The sequence below is a fragment of the Arcobacter sp. 15-2 genome, assembly GCF_047159865.1.
Classification (GTDB): Bacteria; Campylobacterota; Campylobacteria; order Campylobacterales; family Arcobacteraceae; genus JAIOSF01.
Genome location: NZ_AP038804.1, coordinates 1,539,255 through 1,562,961 on the forward strand (window position 1 = coordinate 1,539,255; position 23,707 = coordinate 1,562,961).

The window sequence follows — 23,707 nt, forward strand, 5'->3', positions numbered from 1 at the left end:
AAATATGACTAAAGCAATATTCAGAGAATATGATATCCGTGGAATTTATAAAAAAGAACTCAACGAACAAACCGTAAAAAAAATAGGATATTTTTTTGCACTAGAAGTTTTAAAAAAACTACCAAATGCACAGTATATTTCTGTAGGATATGACGCTAGAACACACTCTCCTATCTTAAAAGAGTGGTTAAGTTCAGGTATACACAAAACAAATATAGAGGTTCTTGATATGGGTCTTGTGGCTACTCCTGTGAACTATTTTTCAAACTATATTCAAAATGATGGCAAAACTGTATCTGCTTCTATTATGATAACAGGTTCTCACAATCCTCCAGAGTACAATGGCTTCAAAATCACACTAGACCAAACCCCCTTTTTTGGTGATGATATCTATGCTTTAGGTGATAAGATAATAGAAAGTGATATAGAGATAGTAGACAATACTCAAACAATAAAAATAGATACAAAAAAAGAATATATAGACTATTTAGTAAATAAGTTTAAACATTTAGATTTAAAAGATAAAAAGTTTGTTTTTGATTGTGGAAACGGAGTTGCAGGTACGGTTCTAAGAGAGATATTAGATAGACTTCATATCAATCATCATATCATCTATGAAACACCAGATGGAACATTTCCAAATCATCATCCCGATCCTAGTGATGCACACAACTTACAAGATATTCAAAAAGAACTAAACACAGGAAACTATGACCTAGGGTTTGCTTATGATGGTGATGCTGACCGTATAGCTGTATTAACACAAAAGTATAATTTCAAAGGCGATGTTTTAGCACTCTTTTTCTCAAGATTTATACCAAATCCTACAGTAATAGGAGAAGTGAAATGTAGCCAAATTATGTACGATAAGATAAATGAGTACGGCAAAGCTATCATGTACAAAACAGGACATAGTAACCTAAAAGTTAAGATAAAAGAAACAAACGCAAGCTTTGCAGCAGAAGTTTCAGGACATATTTTTTTCAATGATAGGTACTTTGGATATGATGATGCTATATATTCAACACTACGAGCTTTAGAGTTACTTCATGATGGATTTGACTATGACTTAGAATTTGAAAAACTTCCACAACTCTTTTCAACAGATGAGATAACTATAGATACAACAGAGGAAAAAAAGTTCCAAATCATAGATGAGTTAAAAATCAAGCTACAAAATCCACCAGAAAATTTTCCAAAGATAAAAGATATCATCACAGTTGATGGTGTACGAGTAGTTTTTGAAAATGGTTGGGGACTTGTCCGCGCTAGTAACACTATCCCAAAACTAGTGACAAGATTTGAGGCTATCGATAAAATAACTGCTTTAGAGTATCAGTCAAAGTTATTGGAGCTATTGGCTCTTTGATGCAAGAAAGAAGTGAACAAAGTATGAAGTATACAGTAGCAATAGTACACGACTGGTTAGTTACAAATGCAGGAGCGGAAAAGGTTTTGAGAGCTTTGGTTGATGTTTATTCTGATGCGGATATATTTTCTCTTGTAGATTTTTTGAGTGATGATGAAAGAAAAGTCGTGATAAAAGGGAAAGATACAAAGAACTCTTTTATCCAAAACTTACCATTTGCTAAAACACATTTTAGAAACTATTTACCTTTTTTTCCTAAAGCGATAGAGAGTTTGGATTTAGAAGCTTATGACTTGATCATATCATCTTCATGGGCTGTAGCTAAGGGTATCAAAAAACACACAAATCAACTTCATATATCATATTGTCATACTCCCATACGGTATGCTTGGGATCTGTATGAAGAGTATACCTCAAATCTAACACAACCTAAAAAGTTTTTGGTGGAGAAAAGTTTAGACTATATACGAAAATGGGACTTAAACACTATTGGTAGAGTTGATTATTTTATTGCAAATTCTTATTTTGTATCAAATCGTATTCAAAAAACTTATCATAGAGATTCAAAAGTGATATATCCACCTGTAGATACCAGTGCTTTTTCTTTAGGAAAGAACAAGCAAGATTTTTATCTGACAGCATCAAGATTGGTTCCTTATAAAAAAACTAAACTTATAGTGGAAGCTTTCAATGAGATGCCTGATAAAACTTTAGTAGTCATAGGTATGGGTGAAGAGTATGAAGAGATAGTAAAAATTGCAAAACCAAATATCAAAGTGATGGGTTACCAAAACGATGAAACATTTATATCATATATGCAAAATGCACAAGCATTTGTTTATGCAGCCATAGAAGACTTTGGTATAGTTCCTATAGAAGCTATGAGTTGTGGTACACCTGTCATTGCTCTAAATATTGGTGGGACAGCAGAAACAGTTGTAGATGGAGTAAATGGTGTCCATTTTCAAGAACAAACACAAGCAGATATTTGTAGTGCGGTAGAAAGGTTTGAAACTTTAGTTTTTGATCATGAAGCTATCTCAAATGATGCACAATCATATTGTACAAATCGTTTCAAAGATGAAATATATGAGTATGTAAATAGTAAGCTTTTTAATGCTTAGCCAAAATATCTTTTTAACAATTATTCTTGTATAATTTATCTATGGCGAAATTAGATAGAGTTAAAGAATTTATAAATTATTTAAAGGTATTGTTAGTTTTTTTATTGGCTACAAGTATAGGTTTAATAGGTTGGTTAGTTACTAATTATAACACAGCAGAAGTTATTTTAGTTTATGCTGATATATGTTTAATATTATTAATATTTATCATAGTAATTCTTTTAAATAAAAAAATTATAAAAGATATAAAATCATTGGAGGATTTATAATGGAATATATTATTATAGGAGTAGTGTTAGCTTTTGTTGGAACTATAGTATATATTGTGAATGATGTGATTGTTTCACATTAAATCTCATATACTTTCGGGCTCTGCCAAAGTTCCTCGATTGAAAAATAATATTTGGATAAATACTCTTTTTGATGTCAAAGATGAAATATATGAGTATGTAAATAGTAAGCTTTTCTAGTTATTTTTAATACTTAGCCAAAATATAGTATCATTGCTTTTATGAATAAATATATATCAAAAATCATCATCATCTCTGTAGACTTATTTTCTCTTATGACAATTTTTTACATCGCACTTTTTCTAAGGACTTCTTTGAGTAGTTTTGGACTACCAAAATTTGATACTATTATGTTAGAAGAGTTTAGTTTTGTTTTTTTTACACTTTTTGCACTGTTGTACTATGAAAAGATATATGATTTTCACTATGATTTTTGGCAAGAAACACTCAAGATCCTAAAGGCATTTTTCATAGGTTTTGTTGTTGTGTTATCTATCTTGGCACTTACGAAAACGAACTTTGAGTATTCTAGAACTTTTATTGTGATATATTTTTTCTTAGGTATGATACTTCTTCCAATCCTTAAAAGACTCAACAAAAAGATTCTTTATAGTTTTGATTATTTTAGAAAAAAAATTTTGATTATTGGGGAAGAAGAGCAGGTAAATATTTTTAAAAAAGAGTTTGAACAAAACTGGTATTTAGGTCAAAAATCTGTTACACAAAACTATAGTTGTGTTATCATCACTCCACAAAATATGGAAGTAAACAAACTAAACGAAACCATCACACACTATTTGCACTCTACAAAAGAGCTTTTTGTGGTGCCATATATGAGTGATATTAATTTTGCACATTCAAATATTTTGGAGTATTCAAACATACGCTACAACACAATACAAATCGAAAACAAACTCCTCATCAAAAGCAATACTCTCATCAAAAATATTTTTGACAAGATTGTTGTTTTTCTGATATCTCCTATTTTTTTTCTGATTCATACTATTATAGCTACTATGATCAAACTAGACTCAAAAGGAAAAGTCTTTTTCAAACAACACAGACTAGGAAAAAACAATATAGATTTTGAGTGCTATAAATACAGAACCATGTATGAAAATGGTGATGAGTTACTTCAAAAATATCTCTTACAAAATCCAGATGAGGTGGAGTATTATGAAGTGTATCATAAGTACAAAAATGACCCAAGAGTCACAAAAATAGGAAAGATACTAAGAGCAACTTCACTAGACGAACTTCCTCAAATACTCAATATCATCAAAGGTGATATGAGTCTTGTAGGACCTAGACCCTATATGACAACAGAGTCAGAAAAACTAGGAAAAAAACAATCTTTTATACTCAAAGTCAAGCCAGGTATCACAGGGCTTTGGCAAGTAAGTGGAAGAAACGAGCTGACATTTGAAGAGCGAAACAATTTAGAGATATGGTACATAAAAAACTGGTCACTTTGGGCAGATGTTGTGATACTAGTAAAAACTATTAAAGTGGTACTTTCAAAAGTGGGAGCTAGATAGCAACTCACACTCCTTTTTACTTCACTCTAAATAGTTTTATCTGATCAGTTGTGATCATTTTTTCGAAATATTTTTTGTCATAGTTATCAAAAAAGAACATCTGTATAAACACAGAATTAAAAAACTTTTTATCCATAGTATAAAGTTTCTTCCCCATCACCCCATCATACATAATCAACTCTAAACCATTTTTGTGACCTTTGTTTTTTGTGATTTTATTTATCACACCTTTTTGTTTGATTTGGTAGATGTTTTTGATGAAAAACTCATTGGTAGATGTTTTGTAAGTTCCTTTTCTTTTATCTATGCTGTGGCCACCACTTAGATATATAGCATTGTTATCCTCTTTTAAAATATCTTTTTCCCAAAAAATATTTTTGGAGTATGCTTTACCTGTTTTGATATCTAGGTTTGAAAAGTTATAGATAGTATAAAGAGTTTTTATCATCTGAAATGGGATGAAAAGGTACTTTTGTGAAGTTTTCTTTTTTGTCATATCTTTTGTTTTAAGTGTTTCAAATACTTTTTGCATATCTTTATGTTTTCGTTGTACGGTTTGAAATGCAGACCCTCTTAAGTTGTTACTCGCTTCATAAAAAAGATGTATGAGGTGGTTTGATTCTTTTTGAGAATTGGTTAAAAATATTTTAGACACTATATAGTTATCCTGATGATGTCTTCCATTGTCTATGAGTGTTTTCATTTGCGTATAGTACCACAAAGGCCAGCCATAGTCCCACCAAGTCACAATATGATCTTTTGGTGAGCCTATTTTTTTTAGCTGATTGAGTACTTGAACTTGTGTAGGAGTAAAAACAGGAATAGCTACTTGTGTGTTCCAGTATTTTACACTTTTGTAGTTTTCAAAACTTATACAAGCAAATAAAAGAATAATCACTCCATAAAGATATATTTTTTTAGTTTGGTAGTGTACTAATCTATCATAAAATAAAAACCAAAAAGATATCATAAGCACAGAAACCCCATAGATATGAAATCGTAAACCAGCTTTCAAACTCACAAGACCCAAAACTAAAAGAGGAAGAGCAAGTATAAATTCTCTTTTTTTAACAATCATATAAACATACCCAATAACTGATAGTACAAATATAAAAGTATTTCCAGCAAGTAACTGTATAGCTTCTTTGTAGTCAACAGTAATAGCTTCAGCTACAAGTTGCATAGGAGATAAAAAGTTATAATTTCCAGAACTAAATGTCTCACCTTTAAAAAGGTATCTGTTTGCATGAAAAGCAAATTGCCCTATATCTATTTTGTAAAGTGCAAATCCTAAAGCCACAAGAAATAGAGCTAAAAAATATTTGTAGTTTATAGATAAAAAATGAAAAAAGATAAACACTATGGCTAATAAAGCTAGTTGATATTCAAAATCAATAGGTACGATGCTTAGTGCCAAAACAATAGAAGCTTTGTATATTTCACTATTTTTAAAGTGAAATACAACCCCATAGACTATAAACCAACCCACCATACCATATACTAAAGGCTCACTAGAATGATACCAAGCAAGATACAAATAAGAGGCTATTCCTGAGATAAGAATATACCGAAAATTATTTGTTTTGATAGTAAGAATCATACCAAATAGTGCCATAAGTGGAAAAAAAGTATTTAAAACATCTGTATCAAAATAGCCTAAATAAGTCCGACTATAGTACCCAAACCCAATACTAGAAGATATACCAATAGCAACTATAACTAAGCGAGAATCAAAATATATTTTTGCAATAAGCATAGTTGGTATCACAACCAAAGATGCAAAAAAAGCAGGTCCAAAGTAGAGCACTTGGTCTATAGTAAATGGTGTATATTTTACAAGGTAATAGATAACAAACTCTATGAGGTTGACATCACTTGTATGTGGTAGTCCAGCTAAAAGTAGTTTTGCATAGTACCCATAAAGTGCTGCATCGGGTGAGAGTATAGAAAGAAACTCTTTATTGAGTATGTGCCATGGTGAGTCGTATGTTTGATATGCCAAAATAAGCCGTAAACATATACTTATACAAAATACAAGTAAAACAAGAGTCAATGTATTTAAAAAAGTATTTTTTTTTATTATGTTATTGTAAAATATGTGTAGTTGTGTAACCATGGTGCGAATTGTAACCTTTTTGTATACTTTCGTTTCCTGAATCATAGCTTACTTCAACTAATTAAAAGCTAAAAATAGCTATCCTTTAACTATGGAATTGTGCGCACATGTTTAAACAAACAATTTCGAATTTTAAAAAAAGGATTCAAATATGAATAAAAAAATTTTAATGTCAATTGCAGCAGCAGCGACAATGGCAACAGTGTTTACAGGTTGTGGAAGTGATAGCTCTTCTAGTGATAAAGCAGCTGGAGCTACAACAAATGGAGCTGGTGTAGCAACTATTGGTGGTGTTACAGTTGGTTCTTCTAAATCAGTTCTAGTTGGAGCAAAAGTTACTAAATCAGGTAATACTATTACTACTACTGGTGGTACAATGGTTGGTGTAGATGCAAATGATGATAATGTATCTGATACTATGAAAGGTTCTATCCAAACTGATGTATCTATTACAGATGCTAATGGAATGGTAATCAACAATATCTTTACAGATGCAGCAGTTAAATCTGGTGATTCAGATGTAAATGCAACTCTTGCAGCTATAGAAACTAAAACAGGTTTAAACCTTAGAAAAGTACTTCAAGTATCTGATACAAAAGCTGAGTCTTTAGCTTTAGTTATGTATGATAATATTCAAGAAGGTGGAGCAGATGCAGAACAATTTGCAACTATCTTAAAATTATCTGGAAATGATTTAAATGCAACATTATCAGCAATGAATGATAAAAGAAAAACTCCAATCAATGCAGATGTTGTTACAAAAATGGCAGAGATGATTACTTCTGGTGTTAGTGTTACAGCTTTAGCAGAATCATTAAATGACTATAATGAATTAAATGCTTCAGAAAAAGCGGACTACAATGCTTCTGCTTTTGAAACAAAAATTACAGAAATTGCAACAGCAGAACAAGCTCAGTACAAAGCTGATGGTGTTACATATTTAGATGCAAATACATCAGATACAGATATTACTCTTAATGATGCAAATACATCAAATCTTGTTACAGATGCTAAAAAAGCAACATTATCACTTATGTATAAAAACCAAGGGAATGCTAACCTTTCTTATGCTGTAAGTTTAAAAGGTATTGACTTAAATAGTACTTCAGGTACTTACTCATACAACATTGCAAACAACACAAATGTAACTTGGTGGGCAACAGATACTGATGGTATGGGTACAGCTGGTACATTAAGTGCAATTGATGCTGACACAAATCAAACAGTTAATGATGCTAATATGTCATTAGAAGGTATCATCTCTAATGGTGTTGTTGCAACTTCATATCCTCTTATGTGGTTACAAGCAGCTGCTAACTTTGATATCAATGAGTCTAACTTAACAGGATACAATGTTAATGTTGATGGTAACTGGACTGTTACAGGTGTATTAAGTGCAGAAGACAATACTTCTAAAGCGCTTACTTTATATACAGTAACTGATGGTAACTATACACAAGCAGACGCTGGTTCAATTAATATTGGAACAGTAGAAAAAGCTGGTGCAAAAGTAATTGATACTGAATCATTAACAACACATCATTAATGATTAGATAAATTATTATTAAAATAGTTTATATATCAAAATAGAGGCAAGGCTTTTTAGCCTTGCCTTTTTTTATGCCTAAAATAAATAGAGCCTCATTCTCTCAATCTACTCATAACAAAATTTCAAAACAACTTTTAATCTTTTTTTGATATAATCGTAGTATTTAATCAAAGGGAAAATATATGCAACAAAAACAAATCATAGAACAAAACCAACTTACACAACACTACAAAAAAGCTTTCTCTATTGTAGAGCTTATGGTGGTTGTGATTATCTTAGGACTTTTGGCTAGTGTGGTTGTACCAAACCTTATAGGAAAAAGTGACGATGCAAAAAAACAACTTGTAAAAGTACAAATGGGACAACTCAATGAGTCTTTAAAACTGTTTCGTCTTGATATGGGTCGATACCCAACGACACAAGAGGGTATGGCTATTTTGATCAAAAAACCACAAGATAGTGATGAATACTCAAACTACAGTAGTGGTGGATACTTAGGTGGAGATACGATTCCAAAAGATCCATGGAACTACCCATACATCTATGTAAACACAGGAAATAGTATCGATCTTATCTCTTTAGGAGCTGATGGTAAAGAGGGTGGAGAAGATATAAACAAAGATATAAAACTAAGTGAATTTTAAAAAACATTCATTTACTCTTCTTGAGATAGTTGTAGTACTTCTTATCATGGGATTTATCTACACTATTGGGATAAGTTCTTTTTCCAAAAAAACTTTAGAAGAAGATGGTTATCATTTTGACTTAAAAAGTTTTTTGCAAGATACGATTCAAACTTATGACCAAAAAATCGAACTTATTGTTTTGGACGATTTTGCGGTTGTTCGTGTCAATGATGACAAAAAAACAGACACACGATTTACTTTACCAAAAGATATTGTTTTTTATAGCTACTGGAGCGATGAAACACAAAAAGAGTACTTCAAACCATACTATGAAGATGACTTTTTCAAAGAGGTAAAGTTTCGATATGTTGTGATACCTCATAAATACTCAACAAAATGTATCATCGAAAAAGATGGGAAGTATCATATTCAGTCAAACTACTTCAAAGATGAAGCTGTTTTTGAAGAGATATACGAAGCGCAAGAGTATCTTTTAAATACAAACCTAAAAAGCGATGCTAGGGTAGTTGATGACTAAAAAAAGAAAAAAAGCCTTTACACTTATAGAAGTTTTGGTTTCTGTTATGTTGATATTTATCATTGGATTTACTTTGACAAAAATATCTTCCCAAAACATAAACACACTTCAAAAAGCAAAAGACAACTATGTGTATCTTTATTCTGCTGTTATAAACTCTACTCATGAGTACAGAGATATAAATGACTATATAGGTATACGAGATATTCCAAAATATGACTTAAGTGTTGAGAAGAAAAAAGAGGAGTTGTCAACAACTTCACTAGAACTAGCGGAAAATTTTACCATAAACTATATTTTAGAAAAAGAGAGTATAAAAGATGATAACCAAACAAAATCTTTTTTTCGTATCAAATAAAAAAGCATTTACGCTTATAGAGGTACTGATATCTATAACGATACTTGTACTTATATTTACTTTTCTGTACAGTCAGTTTAATCTAGCACAAATTAGTACAAAAAAAACAACTACTATAGAAAAGTCAAGTACAAAAAGAGCAAAAATAATAGAGCTACTATATAGCGACCTCATGACTGCCCAAAAAGTTGTACCCACCACCCGAAAAAACTACGATAGGTTTATAGAAGCATTTTCTACACAAAATTCACTATATGGTATGGAAAATCCATATATCAAGTATGTAGTTGTAGCAGACGATGAAACAAATACACTTCTTAGAATAGAGGGAAAAAGAAAAGATATAGGTCTACAAAATGCAAATAGTGAGTTCTATGCAGATAAAATAGTAGAGAAAATAACATATTTTAAAGTGATTGCATCGGATGAATATATAGAGTTGTTTCTTCAAGCAGAAGATATGAAAGATATCTATTTTAAGTTTAAAAGGGTGGTGAAGTAGTGAAAAAAGGTATAGCACTTTTTAGTACTCTTATGATACTTGTACTTGTAGTTATGCTTATGAGTGTAGCTTTGAAAAATAGCACCAATATAACGCAGTCAGTTTTAAAAGATAGATATCTCATACAAGAAAATTTGACTGTCACAGATGCTCTAAAACTTTTTGAAAAACAAATAGCTACAAAACTTGCAGAGGTAAAAGGTGAAAAAAGAGTTGAGTTACAAAAAGTTCTATTCTCTTCCCCTTTACAAATTCAAGATACAGTAACCAACAGCCTAGTAGAGATAACTATGATTCCAAATGATGGGAAACTAAATATCAACTACATCCAAGGTAGAGAGGGTGAAAAAATGATTAAAAAATTTTTTGAAAATTTAGAAGTAAATGAACCTAATATTTTAACAGAAATCATTCTTGCAAATATAACAAATGATGATAAATATAGAGACGAATATAAACTTCCACTCAAACAAAAAGATAGAAACTTTGGATATATCAACTCTTTCGATGAGTTTCTTGAGATGTTGGATATCTATGTACAAAATAGTGATGATAGTGAAGTGTATGATATTGAGTTTAAAAAATATTTTCATTTTTACAATGAAATAGGGTCAAAGTATAATCGTATGGGTGGAACACTAGATATCAATTATATAGAACCTGAACTTATAGATAGTGTGACAAATGTAAGTATCAAAAATAGCATACGAAAAAGAATACAAGAAAAAAACAAACTTTTTTATACTTGGTCTGAACTAGAACTTGATAATGCAGCAAAAGAGAAAGAAATACTCAAAGATCATAGTTTTGATCTAGTAACAAATAATATTATTTTAAAAATTAATACAACTTCAATAAACAATAAGATAGAATATAAGTTAAACTATAATTTAACAACAAAAAAAATATCAAAAATAAGCATGGATAGATGGATATACTAAAAAAAGAGATTTGTTTTTTATCGAAAGATAAAATTTACTGTAGTAAAAATGAAAAAAACTTTAAAAAAGAACTCATTCTTTCACCTTATTACTATTGGTATTTTGAAAAAAAACTACCAGTATCAAATATAAAAAGAGCAAAAGCAATAGCAGCTCAGATGCTAGAGAGTTCACTCCCTTCTGATAAAGAGTTTGAATATATTTTAAGAGAAAAAGAGAAAAATATATTTGAGATATATGTTTTGGACAAAGAGTTACTTCTTTTGAAACTTCAAACTTTGGGTATTCGAAAAGAGAGTGTTACCACTTTATCTTTTAGCCATATTGAGCTTGAAGAGAGTTGTGTAGAACTCGATGAGAGTTTTGTACTTTGTTATGAAAACAACGCCGCAGAGATAGTAAAAAGTAAAGTTTCACAAAATACTCTTTTAAATATAAAAATCCAAGAATACCTTGAAACAAAAGAGAAACTAAATTTCAAGTATAGTTTTTCAAAAGGTGACTTACTTCAAAAGTCTTTAGAGATTTTGGAGTCAAATTTTGTAGCTGTTGCTATTGTTCTTGGAATGATTTTTACAAGCTATATGATAAATATAGTTACTTTAAATAATGTTGCAAACCTTTATGAAAAAAAGCAAAAAGAGACTTTGTCATCACAAACTTATGCAACACATAGTGTTCAACTAAAGTATGTGATGGATGAAGTTTTACAGTTAGACTTCAAACAAAAAGCACTCAAAAACAAGATGAACCAAATCCTAAAAATCAAAGGAAACAGCAGTACCTATATCTCAAAAATAGAGTATGATGATGGTGATTGGTTTTTAGATGTTGTTGCCCCTGATAAACAAAAAGCAGAACAACTTATGAAAAATAAAAAATTTGATTTTGTACGCTCAAATAAAAATATTTTCAAATATGAGAAGGTAAAATAATGAAAAAATACCTGAACACAAACACGAAGTTTATCGCTTTGGCATTGCTTGTAGTTTTGACTATTAGTAGTATGCTTTATATTCAAACTCTTAAAGAAACTGTACATCAAAACTACAAAAACTATGAAAAAACAGCAAATGAGATCACTATTATTAAACAACTCAAAGAGTACTATGGTGACAAAAAATCAAATAAAAGAAAAATATACAATATTTTAAATAACTACAAGTCAAAAACTGTAAGTAAAAAAGAGGACAAAGCAAGTATAGAGTTCACAATAAGTAAACTAAACTACAAAGAGTTAGATAGTTTAAATAGTGAGCTTCTAAGTAGTGGGGTAAAAGTGGTAAAACTTTCGGTAAAAAGAGTAGATGCTCATACAGGTGAGTTGTTTTGTAAGGTGATGTTTTGATAGTTTTACGAGCATTAATATATCTTATCATATTTTATAGCACCGTGGTGTTTTTTTTACCAAAAAATGAGATAGTTTCTTATGTAGATACAAAGTTTTTACAGGCTGAAAAAATTTCTCATAACTTAGCACTTCACAATAAATTTTTTGGATATACCGGAAAAGACACAAACCTTTTGTATGAAAAAAATAGTGTAGCACTTGTGAAAAATATAGAGATAAACCCATATCTTTTTTATAACACAGCAACTCTGAATAAAATCAAACTTCAAGGGATGGCAGGAAGTGTTTTCCCTAGTAAAATAGAAAATGCTACAGCTGTTTATAGTGCGCTAGATCCTACAAAAATTTTACTAAATATCTCAGGAGATTTTGGTAAGGCTGTAGGGTATTTTGATTTGATGAGTTTTATGGTTCATCTTGAAGTGACACCATCTTCTACACTCAAAAGAAACTACTCATTCATACTTAAAAATATGAAAAAATCAAATAAAAAATATATATACGAGTATAAGTTATGAAAAAAACAATAATAGGTAGTTTTATCTCTTTTAGTTTTGCTTTAGTTGTAGTTGCTATTGTTGGGTATGTGGTGACTGTTCCATCTTCTGTAAACTTAAGAGATGTAAAGACTATCAATGTAAAAGATGCTATCTCAAGTAGTATAAATATACAAGATAAACAAGAAGTGAAAAAAACTGTAAATAGTGTAGATTATCTAAACAGTTGGAAACTAAGTGCCACAGTTATATCTACAAACTCTTTTGCTATGGTTATAAAAGGGAAAGACTCAAAAATATTGAAACTCAAAGATGAACTTGAGGGCTATGAGGTTAAAAAAATACAAAAAGAGAAAGTGCTTTTCTCTACGAAGACTGATGATATTTGGTTATATATAAAAAGCAAAAAAAGAACATTGAAAAATGTTACAAGGGTTTCTAAAAGAAAAAATAGTTTTTCTATCAAAAAAAGAACATTTTCGCAGTTTATGAAAAGTCCTGAAAAACTTTTAAAAACAATTAACATCATGCCTGAAATGAGCAACAATATATTTCAAGGTATGAAAGTAGTGAGTATTTTAGAGGGTTCGTTTTTGTACAGATATGGCTTAAGAAAAGGTGATATTATCAAAAAAATAAATGGTAAAAAACTACTCTCTATAGCAGATGGAATAAGTGCTTACCAAAATATACTTTCAAGCAATAGATTTAGTATCGCAGTACTAAGAGATAATAAAATAGAGGAATTTAAATATGATGTTAGGTAAAATTTTTATAGTGAGTGTTGTTTTTGTTTGCACACTTTTTGCAAATCCAAAAGAGGAAACAGTAGAGTTAAACTTTGTAAACACTCCAATAAGTCACTTAACCACACTTATTAGTTCAATCACAGGAAACAACTTTGTAAGTGACGGAGAGATCCCTGGTAACTTTACTTTTGTATCACAAAAAGCTATCAAAAAATCAAACCTTATGTCTGTATATGAAATGATCTTGAGAACAAAAGGGTATATGATAGTAAATCATGAAGATAAAGGCTTCTTTATGATCACTAGAAACAACAACGCTCAAAGAGAAAACATAGAGTTCGATACAGATAAAAACAACTATGAAATCAAAACAGAAGTTGTGAACTTAGAGTACTTTAAACCCTCAAAAATCAAAGCAATAGTTCAGCCATATTTTACAAGTGCTGGAAAAGTTGTGGCTGATGATTCTCTTGGTTTTTTGATGATAACTGACTATTTTGATAGTATTGAAAAAATCAAAAAAATCATCAAAAAAATAGACAAACCAAAAGGTTTGCAACTTCATTGGGTACGACTAGAAAATGTAAATATCAAAAATGTATTTCCTCAGATTCAAAACTTAGCAAAAATAGTATCAGCCCAATATAGAAAACCTATAGAAGTTATAGAAGATAAAAGCTCAAATACTGTTATCATCTCGTGTGAAGGTGATGAGTATATAGAGCTTGCAAAACTTATCAGAAAAGTTGATAGTCAGTCTAAACTGAACTTAAACTCATCGGTTATCAACCTCAAAAACTCAAAAGCAGCAGATGTAGTAAAAATTATCCAAGAGATGGAAAAAACACGATATGCAAAAGGTGACATCAAAGATAGAGAACAGATCTCTATATCGCACGATGTATCATTAAATGCGATTATTTTAATGGGTGAACAAAAAGTTATCAACAACTACAAAGCTATTATCGAAAGACTAGATGAACCAAAAAAACAAGTGTATGTAGAAGCACAAATCATCGAAATCAACGAAGACAAAGCAAAAGACTTGGGGATAAAATGGGATAGTTTACTTGGTGGAAAATTCAACACAAATGGTGGTTGGGCTGCAGGTTTAAATCTTAACGGTGCAGGAGCAGCTCCTGCAATTACAAATTTTCTTAAATTTGGACCCAAAGTTGAAGTTTTCGGTGATAATGATGATGTTACTAGAGTCACTTCGTATAAGGATCCTTCTATTCCAAATGGACTAACTGTAGGTGCGATGATAAATCTTTTACAGTCAAATGGAGCAAGTAAAATACTCTCTTCACCAAAACTTTTATGTATGGACAATCAAGAATCAAGTATCTATGTAGGGCAAGTAGCACCATTTAAAACAGCAGCAGCTGTTAATACAGCTGAAACAACATCGGGTGCAAGTTATAGCTACAAAGATGTAGGTCTAACTCTAAAAATCAAGCCACAAATCATGGCAGATGGGAAAGTACGACTAGATGTAACAAATAAACTAGAAGATATCATAGCAACAGGTGAAGATGGAACACTTCCTACAACTACAAAAAGAGAAGTAACATCAACATCTATAGTAAACGATGGAAACGAGATCGTTATAGCGGGACTTATAAAAGATAAAATAGTAAAAAATAAATCTCAAGTACCATTTTTGGGTGATATTCCATTTTTAGGGGCACTGTTTAGAAACAACTCTACATCAGTTTCAAGAGTAAACTTAGTAGTTATCCTAAAACCAACTATTGTAAAAGATGTAGAAGAGTTACCAGCAGATTCACTGATGATACAAAGTAAGCTTATCTCTAAAAAAGATTTACTTATGATGCAAGAGCTTCAAAAAATAGAAAATGAAGAAAAAAATACTACACAAGAGTCAAAAGATGAAAGTGTAGAAGTTATCGAAGTGGAAAAAGAGATAGAAAAAAAAGAGAATACTCAAGAAGATAAAAATACAAATCAAATAAACCATGAAAATAGACTCAAAGCTATGGGTTTGTAGTAGAGTAGGTGATATATGATTAATTTAAAACATATACAAACACAACTCACAATAGATGAGTTTGATGAGAAGTATCCAAAAGAGTTGTTTTTGAAATATGGTGTATTTTTCGTAAAAGATGATACAGCAAAATATATTGCCGTTCCAAATGAAAATATGATGGAGGCTTTGGCATTTTTGTCACACTATGAGTTTAGTGAAGATATTGTCCATATAGAAAACTATGACAATATGTACAACGATCTTTTAGATATGAAAAAAGCAGATGAAAAAGATGATGATATCGAAGACTCAATGGATGACGATGAGGAGATTTTAGACTTTTTAAAAAACTCAGAAGATCTTTTGAAGTCTGAAGAATCAGCACCTATCATACAGTTTGTAAATAGAATGTTTTATCAGTCTATCAAACAAGATGCTTCAGATATACATGTCGAACCATCTAAAGATGAAAGTGAGATTAGATTTCGTGTAAATGGTGTGCTTCATAAGTATATCACTATCCCTAAAAGTGCTGTAAATAGTATAGTAAACCGTATCAAAGTTGTATCAAATCTTGATATATCTGAAAAAAGAATACCTCAAGATGGAAGAACTCAGATCACAATAGCAGGTAAAAAGCTCGATATCAGGGTTTCTACTTTGCCTGTACACGCTGGGGAACGAATTGTTATGCGGGTACTTATGCAAGCTGATACTATCCCTACTATTGAGCAGTTGGGTTTGAGTGATGATATAGCAGGTGAATTGAAAAAAAATGTAAAATCACCTCATGGAATCATTTTAGTAACAGGACCTACAGGAAGTGGTAAGTCTACTACTTTATACTCTTTATTACAGATGATAAAAAGTAGCCAAACAAATATCATGACTATAGAAGATCCTGTTGAGTATAATCTAAGCGGTATTTCTCAAACTTCTGTAAATGTAAAAGCGGGACTTACTTTTGCAAAAGGGTTGCGTTCTATTTTACGGCAAGATCCAGATGTAGTACTTATAGGTGAGATGAGAGATAAAGAAACATCTCAAATAGCTATACAGGCTTCACTTACAGGTCACCTTGTATTCTCTACACTTCATACAAATGACTCAGCTTCATCTATCACACGACTTATAGATATAGGTGTAGAAAATTTTCTTATATCATCTTCTTTGATATCTGTATTAGCTCAACGGTTAGTACGAAGACTCTGTGATGATTGTAAAGAGGAAACTTCGTTAGATGAGTATGAAGCAAACCTTTTAAAAATCGATAAAAATACAAAAGTATATAAAGAAGTAGGGTGTGCAAAATGTAACAATAGTGGATTTAGTGGTAGAATCGCAGTTGGGGAACTGTTGCAAATAGACTCAAAAATCAAACAGATGATTCAAGAGGGTGCAAACGATTATACTATCAAAAACTATGCCATCAATGATAAAGGAATGAAAACACTTAAAGATAGAGGTGTAGACCTTTTAGTAGCTGGACAAACTACTTCAAGTGAAGTGATAAAACTCTCTATGGACAATGAATAATGTTGTTTTCCTATAAAGGTATCGATACAAGTGGAAAAACGATATCTTCTCGAATCGAAGCAAACTCAAAAGAGGAAGCAACAGAAAAGATAAAAAACCTTGGTATCTTTATAGAGAAAATAAAAGAGATAGATGGGGAAGGATTTGTCTCAAATATCAGAGATTTTTTTCATCATAGATACAATAAAATACCTATAAACTACCTTTCTGCTATGAGTAAAGAGCTTTCTATTTATTTGCGTTCTGGTATGAACCTTACTCAGGCTCTTACTCTTTTAAAAGATCAGCAAGAAAATGCAAAGATGACACAGTTTATCGAGCATATTTACAAGCTAATGATAGAGGGAAGCTCTTTCTCAGATGCTTTAAATGATCAAACTATATATTTCATACCAGAGTTTTACCTCAAAACAATAGAAGCTAGTGAAAGTAGTGGAAATCTTGAAAAAGTTTTAGAACAACTTTCAACACTTTTAAGAGACAACCAAAAAATGGAAAACGAAGTACAAAATGCTTTGGTCTATCCTATTTTTATTTTTGTGATGGCTATGTTTGTTGTGATATTTCTCATCAACTATGTTATACCAAAAATATCTAAAATATTTGAACAGATGAAACAAGAGTTACCTATGAGTACTCAAATAGTTGTGGGTATTGGAAACTTTATGCAAGAGTGGGGGAGCTATTTGTTTTTTACTCTTTTATTTTTGATTGTTATTATTATGTCTATTATAAAAGCAAATGAACATATTCAGATAAAACTAGATAAGATGTTGCTCAAAGTTCCACTTGTAGGAAAGCTTATATTTGTATCTGAAATAGCTAGATTTAGTATCATCACTTCAAATCTTTTAAATGCGGGTATGCCTTTTGTTCAAGCTATTTTACTTGCAACAAAAACATTTAAAAACAAAGCTATTTTGCATGAGTTTGCACAAGTGAACAAAAACATAGTAGAGGGAAAATCTCTTTCAAAGTCGTTACAAAACATTACAAGTATAGATATTCCAAAATCATTTGTTCACTCCGTAGGTATAGGTGAATCAAGTGGAAATTTACCTGAGATGATGGATAATATCTCTGAAATATATACTTATGATATGAAAAATAAAAAAGATAAGTTTTTGGCACTTTTAGAACCTAGTGTTATATTGTTTATGGGAATTGTTGTAGGGTTTATTGTGATGTCTATGTTGTTACCTATTTTTAACATAAACTTTAAGTAAAGGGTAAAATATGAAAAAATTTTTAGTAGGGTCAATTTTGGCTTTAGGTATCAGTACTCTTCAAGCTTCTTCTTTAGAAGTGGGACTAGGAAGTTTGAAGTTTGACTATAATGAGTATAAAGAAGATGGCACTTGGTTAGATAGTGAAACAAATAGTAAGTATGACTTAGATGGTGGTTTTGTAAAATATGAACATAATTTAGGTGTAGTAAAAGATGAAGATATAAAATATACTCAATACCTTGAATTATATTATAGTTTTCATCTCAATACTACAGATTATGATGGTTCGTTACAAGATGGAACTCCACATCAAACTATAACAGATAATTATCTTCATCAAGGACATTTACGATATAAAGCTATCAATAAAATAGAAAACTATGAGTTAGGTATGTTTTTTGGATTAGGTTATAGATATTGGGATAGAGATATTTTAGGTTCAGCTGGTTACTTAGAAACTTATGAATGGCCTTATTATGAAGTTGGACTTAGTTGGAAGTGGTATGATAAAAACTTCTATATGGGAGCAGATATATCATATCAAAAAGCATATCAACCAAAAATGTATGCACATTTAAATGGTGGACTTGATTTTGATTTGGGTGATACAAAGGGGTATAAGATAGATATACCTTTAGGATATAAAGTAAATGAAAGTTGGGATATAATTGCGCATTATATTTATGATAGCTGGGATATTGAGAAGTCAAATATCATCAATGGTCATTATGAGCCTTCGAGTGAAACAAAAAACAGCTATGCTTATATCAGTTTGAAATATAAATTTTAATGAAGGAAAGAAATGGATAAAATTTTAGTAGCTCACTCACCAGATGCAGATGACATTTTTATGTACTACGCTATCAAATTTGGCTGGGTAACTTTACAAGATACAGAGTTTGACAATATTGCTTTAGATATAGAAACACTCAACCAAGCGACTCTTAGAGGAGAGTATGATATTTGTGCGATTAGTTTTGCACTGTACCCTTTTGTGAAAAAAGATTTTGCACTTTTGAAAACAGCTGTAAGTTTTGGTGAGGGTTATGGTCCTAAAATCGTAAAACTCAAAGATACAAAACTTAAAAAGAATTTTAAAGTTGCATTGAGTGGAAAGTACACTACAAATGCGTTGTTATTCAAAATCAAATACCCTGATGCTCGTATAACATATATGAACTTTTTAGAGATAGAACAAGCTGTTCTTGATGGTGTTGTTGATGCTGGTGTTTTAATACATGAATCAATTTTGACTTATGATGATCGTTTAGAAGTGGAAGCTGAACTTTGGGATATTTGGCAAGAGTTAGCAGGAAAAGAGTTACCTCTACCTTTAGGGGGAATGTGTTTACGAAGAAGTATCCCTTTAAACAAAGCAATAGAGTATGAAAACACACTTATAAAAGCAGTAAAAGTAGCCAATGATAACAAACTACTTCTTTCAAAAATGCTTTTAGAGAGAGATTTGATTCGTGTTGATCATGATACTCTACAAACATATTTAGACCTCTATGCAAATGATAATTCAATAGAATTAAGCCCTTTACAATATCAAGCTTTAGATAAGTTATATAGTTTAGGTTTCGAGCATGGTTTTTATGATGAGATTGTCAAATCTCAAAACTACCTTATCCCTTCTGAGTATAAAGAGTTACGCAACTCTTAATACTCATCTTTTTTACTCTAGATTATTTAGTATTTTTTAACTCTATTATTATATACTCATCTTTGAATTTTAATTTAAAGGAAAAGTATGAAAAAAAGTTTAGTACTATTGTATCTTTTATTTTGTGTTGTAGGTGGTTTGACACAAGCCCAAGCAGCACAAGGGAAGTTTACAGGTGGCTCAGCACACTCTATGCCTGAGTGGTTTAAACAAAGTTTTATGGACATCAATGAAGATGTTGAAGAAGCAACAGAAGAAAATAAACATTTGATGATGTTTATGACTTTGAAGTTTTGTCCATATTGTACAAAAATGTTAAATGATAGTTTTGTAACAGGTGCAAAACTCCAACCATATATTCAAAAAAACTTTGATGTTGTTGGCGTTGATATTAGAGGAAACAAAGAGGTAACTCTTCCAGATGATACTACGCTTACAGAGATGGAGTATGCAAAGCATCTCAATATTCAAATCACTCCTACTATTTTGATATTTGATGAAAATGGTAAAATAGTTGTGAAAGTAAATGGCTATAGATCAGCAGAAAACTTTAAAAATATTTTAGATTTTGCAAAAAATAAAGAGTATAAAAAAATGACTCTTACTGAATATTTAGCAAAAGTAAAAAATAAAACACTCTACAATTTACAAGAAAATAAAACATTCAAAAAACTTACAGACCTATCAACTATTGATGGTCCACTAGCTGTTTTATTTGAAGATGGTAGTTGTACGCAGTGTGATTATTTACATAATACTACATTAAAAAACAAAGATGTAATTAAAGAGATGGCTAAGTATACAGTTGTAAGATACAATGCAGACTCGACCGAAAAAATTATCACTCCAAATGGAAAAGAAACTACTCCTAAAGCATGGGCTAATGAATTGTTACTTGACTATAGACCAGGTATACTACTTTTCAATGATAAAAAAGAGCAAGCTAGAGTCGATTCTCTTTTATATAGTTTTCATTTTAAAGAACTATTTCGATATGTAAGTGCAAAAGAGTATACACACTACAAGTCATATTTAGAGTATCTAAAACCTAGACAAAAAGAACTTTTGGAAAAGGGAATAGATATAGATATATCTGATAAATAACATTTATACAATTGTAAAAACATAAAAAAAGGTTGAGATAAAACATCTCAACCTTTTTTATTGATTATTGTATTTCTTATTTAGCTGCTTTATAAACACCTACTGCTTTTCTGTAAGTTCCAATTTCTTCAAAATCAAAGCTACCTATTGTTACAGCTCCCTCTTTATAAAAACTACCTGTAATAGAACCCATTACAGATTGGTTTTCTCCAGACATAGTGTACACAGAAGAGTTATTGTTTAAAATATCTGAAGAGCCTGTTATTGAGTGTACAAAGTCCCCATCATTTGCATTGAGGCTTGCTGTTAAATCGCCTGTATCAAAATCAAAAGATAAATTCATAGTTGATATTGTTGGATCAATGAGTGTTGTGAGATTATTGTTCATATCTGTTATTGTCCCTAGTGCTTGTCCTGCATAGCTTACAACACCAGTATTTGCCAATGATGAGATGTCCTGAACTAAATCTTGTGCTGCAACCCAAGCAGATGTTATTACATCATTTGATACACCAGCTCCATCTGCATCTATACCCCATAGACCCCAACTAATACCATCATCAACTGTCGCATCACCTACATTTCCACTATCTAAAGCTATCAACCAACCGTCATCTATATTTGAAGCTTGTGAATTGATTTTCCCACTAAATCCTAGTGTGGCAAAATAATCATCTGTGATATATCCAGCATTTTGTCCCAATAAACCATTAAACTGAATATTTATATACTCATTGTTAGTATTTGTGATACTACCACTTATGGTATTTGTTCTATTTATCGTAAGTTCAATTGTATTTATATCACTATTACCTACTGCAAATCCTTTGAGTGTGGTTTGTCCTGTAGATGTTCTGTTTTCTATATTTGGCATTTTTAAATTTTCTAAATTACTATTTGTATAGTTAGAAGCAATTTTATATTCTCCATGTGTCATTTGACTTTTGTCACCAGCACTGTCTTGAACAAAAATTGTTCCACCCCATCCTTGATGTTCTGATCCGAAAATTTTCATATCGCTATTTGTAGAGGTGAGTTTTTCACTAAAGTCATTTTTAGTTTCATAAAAATTAAAATCTAAATCAGCTGTACCATCTATATTGTTTTTAGAAATTTTACCTATCCCTATATAAAGACCACCGTTGTATATCTCATAACTTAATAAGTTTTTATTTTTCCAGTTTATTGCTGTAGGGGCAAGAAAAACTTGGTCACTTTCATACGATGAATCTGCTATCTCAGGGTCGATATACAAGTCTATACCATCTGTTGGAAGTTCATCAAATACTGAAGCGATCCCCATAACACTTTTTTGTCTAAATTCGTAATCAACATTTATCTCATCATAACTTTTAGAATAGATAAAAAACTCTTGTAAACTATCTACATATATATTTTCATTTAATGTTACTTCATCTCCTGCAAGACTAGTGTAGATAGGATTGGAATAAGTATAGATACGAGAAAATCCATTGTAAGTATTTGTAGAAGAAGTTAGTTCAAAACTCGGAATAGTTTTTATTGTACTCGAAGGATTATTTTTTCTAGTTCCATCAGGGTTAAAAGAATAGAGTTTTATCTTTGCACTATAGAAACCATTTTCCATTTTTGCAAAAGAGTATGAAATACCATTTTGGTTTTCTATTGCACCATAGTATGCCTCACCGTTATTTGGATTGATCGTTAATCCTTGATTATTACGGTAGCTACTCGAACCCCAAACTTTATAGTTTTTAGTTGTAGTGTCAGGATTAGGTGTGTTTCCTCCAGTATTATCTGGATTGTTAGGGTCAGGTGTGTTGCCATCAGTATTGTCAGGATCAGGTGTATCTATGCCAGAATTTGTACTATCTGAATCTGCATTTTTTAAAGTTTCATCTTGTTTTTTACTATCTTCTTTTGAGTTTTTTGCATCTTTTGCTGTTCCTACAGCTTCTGATAGTGCATTTGGTACGGCTATACTTGGTTTTGAAGCTGGAGCTTTTGTAGGTGCTGTACCTTGACCCTCTCCTGAGTCTTGTTGATTTTTATCTGCACCAGAACTTTGCTCTAGTTTTTTTGCTTTAGCTGGTGGAATAGTTGCTGGTGGAGTAGGTGCTTTTCCTATTTCAACAGAAGTGAGTTGACCCGCAAGTACTTCTACTATACCATCAGGAGTTTCTACAACAATAGCACCCGATGTACACGCAATTGTGTCAGGTTTTCCATCTGCAATCTCACCAAAAAATACAGTTCCACGAATCCCTATCGATGCTGATTTTGTTTTGAGTTTAAATTTTGAAGGGTTTATTTTACCTATTCTTCCAGTAATAGATTTAAATACCCCTTTTGCAACTTTAAAAGATGCTTTTGTTTTAGCTGGTTTTTGCTCATCGAAAAAATATTCTTCTACATCAAAAGTAGAATTTTTCCCTAAAGATATGATAGTCTTATCTGTAAAAACAATTTGTGCTCTAGCATTTTTTGCTGTAGAAATAAGATCTTTTTCATTGATGATAGTTCCAATTTTTGCTACTATATTTTTTGAATCTCTTGTAAGTGAAACATCACCACTCAATGCGGTGATTTTACCTACATTTCCAAAAAGTGTCGATACAAAAAGTAGTAAACTTAGTAATATAATTTTCATCT

21 protein-coding genes are annotated in these 23,707 nt (G+C 31.0%); 19 read left to right on the forward strand and 2 right to left on the reverse strand.

Features of this window, described 5'->3' with window-relative positions:
* The first annotated feature begins 4 nt into the window (after positions 1-4).
* The 3 genes from ACMCMH_RS08130 (at position 5) to ACMCMH_RS08140 (ending at position 4,321) form a co-directional block, all read left to right on the forward strand.
* Positions 5-1,369, forward strand: coding sequence for a phosphomannomutase/phosphoglucomutase (locus tag ACMCMH_RS08130; protein WP_412724415.1), 1,365 nt, complete (start codon positions 5-7; stop codon positions 1,367-1,369).
* On the forward strand, positions 1,369-2,493 hold the full coding sequence (locus tag ACMCMH_RS08135; protein WP_412724417.1) for a glycosyltransferase: 1,125 nt from the start codon (positions 1,369-1,371) through the stop codon (positions 2,491-2,493). The genes ACMCMH_RS08130 and ACMCMH_RS08135 overlap by 1 nt, the downstream gene beginning before the upstream one ends.
* A gap of 511 nt (positions 2,494-3,004) precedes the next feature.
* Positions 3,005-4,321 carry an exopolysaccharide biosynthesis polyprenyl glycosylphosphotransferase gene (locus ACMCMH_RS08140; protein ID WP_412724419.1) on the forward strand — a complete coding sequence of 439 codons (1,317 nt, stop codon included), beginning with the start codon at positions 3,005-3,007 and terminating at the stop codon, positions 4,319-4,321.
* 16 nt (positions 4,322-4,337) lie between these two features.
* Here ACMCMH_RS08140 and ACMCMH_RS08145 read toward each other — a convergent pair whose 3' ends face one another.
* Positions 4,338-6,323, reverse strand: coding sequence for an STT3 domain-containing protein (locus ACMCMH_RS08145; RefSeq protein WP_412724422.1), 1,986 nt, complete (start codon positions 6,321-6,323; stop codon positions 4,338-4,340).
* Positions 6,324-6,588: 265 nt separating this feature from the next.
* Between ACMCMH_RS08145 and ACMCMH_RS08150 the strand changes: the two genes are divergently transcribed.
* From ACMCMH_RS08150 to ACMCMH_RS08225, 16 genes are all read left to right on the forward strand, one after another.
* Positions 6,589-7,983 carry a hypothetical protein gene (locus ACMCMH_RS08150; RefSeq protein ID WP_412724424.1) on the forward strand — a complete coding sequence of 465 codons (1,395 nt, stop codon included), beginning with the start codon at positions 6,589-6,591 and terminating at the stop codon, positions 7,981-7,983.
* A 185-nt stretch (positions 7,984-8,168) separates the two neighbouring features.
* A complete protein-coding gene (gene gspG / locus ACMCMH_RS08155; RefSeq protein ID WP_412724426.1) occupies positions 8,169-8,630 on the forward strand; it encodes a type II secretion system major pseudopilin GspG in 462 nt (153 codons plus the stop codon).
* Entirely contained in the window at positions 8,620-9,150 is a 531-nt protein-coding gene (locus ACMCMH_RS08160; protein ID WP_412724428.1) for a Tfp pilus assembly protein FimT/FimU, read from the forward strand. The genes gspG and ACMCMH_RS08160 overlap by 11 nt, the downstream gene beginning before the upstream one ends.
* Positions 9,143-9,508 carry a type II secretion system protein gene (locus ACMCMH_RS08165; protein ID WP_412724430.1) on the forward strand — a complete coding sequence of 122 codons (366 nt, stop codon included), beginning with the start codon at positions 9,143-9,145 and terminating at the stop codon, positions 9,506-9,508. The genes ACMCMH_RS08160 and ACMCMH_RS08165 overlap by 8 nt, the downstream gene beginning before the upstream one ends.
* Positions 9,471-10,010: a type II secretion system protein gene (locus ACMCMH_RS08170; RefSeq protein WP_412724432.1), complete on the forward strand. Its 540-nt coding sequence runs from the start codon at positions 9,471-9,473 to the stop codon at positions 10,008-10,010. Before ACMCMH_RS08165 ends, ACMCMH_RS08170 begins: the two co-directional genes overlap by 38 nt.
* Complete coding sequence (locus tag ACMCMH_RS08175; RefSeq protein WP_412724434.1) at positions 10,010-10,951, forward strand: hypothetical protein; 942 nt, start codon at positions 10,010-10,012, stop codon at positions 10,949-10,951. Before ACMCMH_RS08170 ends, ACMCMH_RS08175 begins: the two co-directional genes overlap by 1 nt.
* On the forward strand, positions 10,939-11,886 hold the full coding sequence (locus tag ACMCMH_RS08180) for a hypothetical protein (RefSeq protein WP_412724436.1): 948 nt from the start codon (positions 10,939-10,941) through the stop codon (positions 11,884-11,886). Before ACMCMH_RS08175 ends, ACMCMH_RS08180 begins: the two co-directional genes overlap by 13 nt.
* Positions 11,886-12,299: a hypothetical protein gene (locus ACMCMH_RS08185; protein WP_412724438.1), complete on the forward strand. Its 414-nt coding sequence runs from the start codon at positions 11,886-11,888 to the stop codon at positions 12,297-12,299. The genes ACMCMH_RS08180 and ACMCMH_RS08185 overlap by 1 nt, the downstream gene beginning before the upstream one ends.
* Positions 12,296-12,820: a hypothetical protein gene (locus ACMCMH_RS08190; protein ID WP_412724440.1), complete on the forward strand. Its 525-nt coding sequence runs from the start codon at positions 12,296-12,298 to the stop codon at positions 12,818-12,820. Before ACMCMH_RS08185 ends, ACMCMH_RS08190 begins: the two co-directional genes overlap by 4 nt.
* Positions 12,817-13,566 (forward strand): hypothetical protein, encoded by a 750-nt coding sequence (locus ACMCMH_RS08195; RefSeq protein ID WP_412724442.1) that lies wholly within the window; start codon positions 12,817-12,819, stop codon positions 13,564-13,566. The genes ACMCMH_RS08190 and ACMCMH_RS08195 overlap by 4 nt, the downstream gene beginning before the upstream one ends.
* On the forward strand, positions 13,553-15,559 hold the full coding sequence (gene gspD, locus ACMCMH_RS08200) for a type II secretion system secretin GspD (RefSeq protein WP_412724444.1): 2,007 nt from the start codon (positions 13,553-13,555) through the stop codon (positions 15,557-15,559). The genes ACMCMH_RS08195 and gspD overlap by 14 nt, the downstream gene beginning before the upstream one ends.
* A gap of 15 nt (positions 15,560-15,574) precedes the next feature.
* Complete coding sequence (locus ACMCMH_RS08205) at positions 15,575-17,077, forward strand: GspE/PulE family protein (RefSeq protein WP_412724446.1); 1,503 nt, start codon at positions 15,575-15,577, stop codon at positions 17,075-17,077.
* The gene (locus ACMCMH_RS08210) at positions 17,077-18,303 is read left to right on the forward strand and encodes a type II secretion system F family protein (RefSeq protein WP_412724448.1); all 1,227 of its coding nucleotides are present in this window, start codon (positions 17,077-17,079) and stop codon (positions 18,301-18,303) included. The genes ACMCMH_RS08205 and ACMCMH_RS08210 overlap by 1 nt, the downstream gene beginning before the upstream one ends.
* Positions 18,304-18,313: 10 nt before the next feature.
* A complete protein-coding gene (locus ACMCMH_RS08215; protein ID WP_412724450.1) occupies positions 18,314-19,096 on the forward strand; it encodes a hypothetical protein in 783 nt (260 codons plus the stop codon).
* Between the two features lie 12 nt (positions 19,097-19,108).
* Positions 19,109-19,972 (forward strand): menaquinone biosynthesis family protein, encoded by an 864-nt coding sequence (locus ACMCMH_RS08220; RefSeq protein ID WP_412724452.1) that lies wholly within the window; start codon positions 19,109-19,111, stop codon positions 19,970-19,972.
* 87 nt (positions 19,973-20,059) lie between these two features.
* Positions 20,060-21,076, forward strand: a complete 1,017-nt coding sequence (locus ACMCMH_RS08225) for a thioredoxin family protein (RefSeq protein WP_412724454.1) — start codon at positions 20,060-20,062, stop codon at positions 21,074-21,076.
* A gap of 76 nt (positions 21,077-21,152) precedes the next feature.
* On the opposite strand, the gene ACMCMH_RS08230 is transcribed toward ACMCMH_RS08225, so the two are convergent.
* Positions 21,153-23,705 (reverse strand): FecR domain-containing protein, encoded by a 2,553-nt coding sequence (locus tag ACMCMH_RS08230; RefSeq protein ID WP_412724456.1) that lies wholly within the window; start codon positions 23,703-23,705, stop codon positions 21,153-21,155.
* Positions 23,706-23,707: the final 2 nt, after the last annotated feature.

What these genes read in the sequence shown, in the direction of transcription:
- ACMCMH_RS08140 (WP_412724419.1), top strand. Translation starts at nt 3,005, where the DNA reads ATGAATAAATATATATCAAAAATCATCATCATCTCTGTAGACTTATTT.
- ACMCMH_RS08210 (WP_412724448.1), top strand. Translation starts at nt 17,077, where the DNA reads ATGTTGTTTTCCTATAAAGGTATCGATACAAGTGGAAAAACGATATCT.
- ACMCMH_RS08130 (WP_412724415.1), top strand. Translation starts at nt 5, where the DNA reads ATGACTAAAGCAATATTCAGAGAATATGATATCCGTGGAATTTATAAA.
- ACMCMH_RS08180 (WP_412724436.1), top strand. Translation starts at nt 10,939, where the DNA reads ATGGATATACTAAAAAAAGAGATTTGTTTTTTATCGAAAGATAAAATT.
- ACMCMH_RS08215 (WP_412724450.1), top strand. Translation starts at nt 18,314, where the DNA reads ATGAAAAAATTTTTAGTAGGGTCAATTTTGGCTTTAGGTATCAGTACT.
- ACMCMH_RS08170 (WP_412724432.1), top strand. Translation starts at nt 9,471, where the DNA reads ATGATAACCAAACAAAATCTTTTTTTCGTATCAAATAAAAAAGCATTT.
- ACMCMH_RS08185 (WP_412724438.1), top strand. Translation starts at nt 11,886, where the DNA reads ATGAAAAAATACCTGAACACAAACACGAAGTTTATCGCTTTGGCATTG.
- ACMCMH_RS08230 (WP_412724456.1), bottom strand. Translation starts at nt 23,705, where the DNA reads ATGAAAATTATATTACTAAGTTTACTACTTTTTGTATCGACACTTTTT.
- ACMCMH_RS08225 (WP_412724454.1), top strand. Translation starts at nt 20,060, where the DNA reads ATGAAAAAAAGTTTAGTACTATTGTATCTTTTATTTTGTGTTGTAGGT.
- ACMCMH_RS08205 (WP_412724446.1), top strand. Translation starts at nt 15,575, where the DNA reads ATGATTAATTTAAAACATATACAAACACAACTCACAATAGATGAGTTT.
- ACMCMH_RS08135 (WP_412724417.1), top strand. Translation starts at nt 1,369, where the DNA reads ATGCAAGAAAGAAGTGAACAAAGTATGAAGTATACAGTAGCAATAGTA.
- ACMCMH_RS08195 (WP_412724442.1), top strand. Translation starts at nt 12,817, where the DNA reads ATGAAAAAAACAATAATAGGTAGTTTTATCTCTTTTAGTTTTGCTTTA.
- ACMCMH_RS08150 (WP_412724424.1), top strand. Translation starts at nt 6,589, where the DNA reads ATGAATAAAAAAATTTTAATGTCAATTGCAGCAGCAGCGACAATGGCA.
- ACMCMH_RS08165 (WP_412724430.1), top strand. Translation starts at nt 9,143, where the DNA reads ATGACTAAAAAAAGAAAAAAAGCCTTTACACTTATAGAAGTTTTGGTT.
- ACMCMH_RS08220 (WP_412724452.1), top strand. Translation starts at nt 19,109, where the DNA reads ATGGATAAAATTTTAGTAGCTCACTCACCAGATGCAGATGACATTTTT.
- gspD (WP_412724444.1), top strand. Translation starts at nt 13,553, where the DNA reads ATGATGTTAGGTAAAATTTTTATAGTGAGTGTTGTTTTTGTTTGCACA.
- gspG (WP_412724426.1), top strand. Translation starts at nt 8,169, where the DNA reads ATGCAACAAAAACAAATCATAGAACAAAACCAACTTACACAACACTAC.